The organism is Streptomyces sp. NPDC006739, assembly GCF_042869815.1.
GTDB lineage: Bacteria > Actinomycetota > Actinomycetes > Streptomycetales > Streptomycetaceae > Streptomyces.
The window spans coordinates 1-1786 of sequence record NZ_JBIAGM010000086.1; the positions used below are offsets into that span (position 1 = coordinate 1).

General features: G+C 68.0%; 1 protein-coding gene. It reads right to left on the bottom strand.

Going from position 1 to position 1786, the window contains the following annotated elements; genetic code table 11:
* Positions 1-1786: 2-oxoacid:acceptor oxidoreductase subunit alpha (locus ACFYMM_RS44350; protein ID WP_388398545.1), on the bottom strand; the 1786-nt coding region annotated here is incomplete at both ends.

Here is a 1786-nt window from a genome sequence, read left to right on the forward strand (position 1 = left end):
CATCGATGGCCTCCTTGAGGGCGGTGGCGAGCTGTTCCGCCTTGAACGGCATGCCGTTGACCTGGTTGTAGGAGTGGGCGTCGACCAGGTACTTCGCCCGGATCAGGGTGGCGAGCTGGCCGAGGTTCATCTCGGGGATCACGACCTTGTCGTAACGCTGCAGGACGGTGGCGAGGTTGCCCGGGAAGGGGTTGAGGTGACGCAGGTGGGCCTGCGCGATGGCTTCCCCGGCCGTCCGCAGCCGCCGTACCGCCGCGGTGATCGGGCCGTAGGTCGAGCCCCAGCCCAGCACGAGCGTGCGGGCCCCGTCCGGGTCGTCGACCTCCACATCGGGCACGTCGATCCCGTCGATCTTGGCCTGACGGGTACGGACCATGAAGTCGTGGTTGGCCGGGTCGTAGGAGATGTTGCCCGTGCCGTCCTGCTTCTCGATCCCGCCGATCCGGTGCTCCAGCCCCGGCGTGCCCGGCACCGCCCAGGGGCGGGCCAGGGTCCGCGGATCACGCTTGTAGGGCCAGAACACCTCCGTGCCGTCCTCAAGGGTGTGGTTGGGGCCGGAAGCGAACCGCACCCGTAGGTCGGGCAGCTCCTCCAGCTCCGGGATCCGCCACGGCTCGGAACCGTTGGCCAGATACCCGTCCGACAGGAGCATCACCGGGGTGCGGTAGGCCAGCGCGATCCGGGCGGCCTCCAGCGCGGCCGGGAAACAGTCCGCCGGGGTCCTCGGCGCGATCACCGGGACCGGTGCCTCCCCGTTGCGGCCGAACATCGCCTGCAAAAGATCCGCCTGCTCGGTCTTGGTCGGCAGACCCGTCGACGGACCGCCGCGCTGGATGTCGATGACCAGCAGCGGAAGCTCCAGCGAGACCGCCAGCCCGATCGTCTCGCTCTTGAGCGCCACCCCCGGCCCCGACGTCGTCGTCACCGCCAGCGACCCGCCGAACGCCGCCCCCAGCGCCGCACCGATCCCCGCGATCTCGTCCTCCGCCTGGAAGGTACGCACACCGAAGTTCTTGTGCCGGCTCAGCTCGTGCAGGATGTCAGAGGCCGGAGTGATCGGATACGACCCCAGAAACAGCGGCAGATCCGCCTGCCGGGAAGCCGCCACCAGCCCGTACGCCAGCGCCAGGTTCCCGGAAATGTTGCGGTAGGTGCCCACCGGGAACGCCTTGGCGGCCGGCGCCACCTCGTAGGAGACCGCGAAATCCTCCGTGGTCTCCCCGAAGTTCCAGCCCGCCCTGAACGCGGCGATGTTCGCCGCCGCGATCTGCGGCTTCTTCGCGAACTTCGCCTTCAAGAACCGTTCCGTGCCCTCCGTGGGCCGGTGATACATCCACGACAGCAGACCCAGCGCGAACATGTTCTTGCTGCGCTCGGCCTCCTTGCGGGACAGCGTGAACTCCTTGAGCGCCTCCACCGTCAGCGTCGTCAACGGCACCGGATGCAGGCTGTAGCCGTCCAGCGAACCGTCCTCCAGCGGACTGCCCCCATAGCCCACCTTCGCCAGCGCCCGCCGGGTGAACTCGTCCGTGTTCACGATGATCTCCGCACCACGCGGCAGATCCCCGATGTTCGCCTTCAACGCCGCCGGGTTCATCGCCACCAGCACGTTCGGCGCATCCCCCGGAGTCAGGATGTCATGATCAGCGAAATGCAACTGGAACGAGGAAACACCGGGCAGCGTCCCCGCGGGCGCCCGGATCTCGGCCGGGAAGTTCGGCAGAGTCGACAGATCATTACCGAAACTCGCCGTCTCCGAAGTGAAACGATCCCCGGTGAGCTGCAT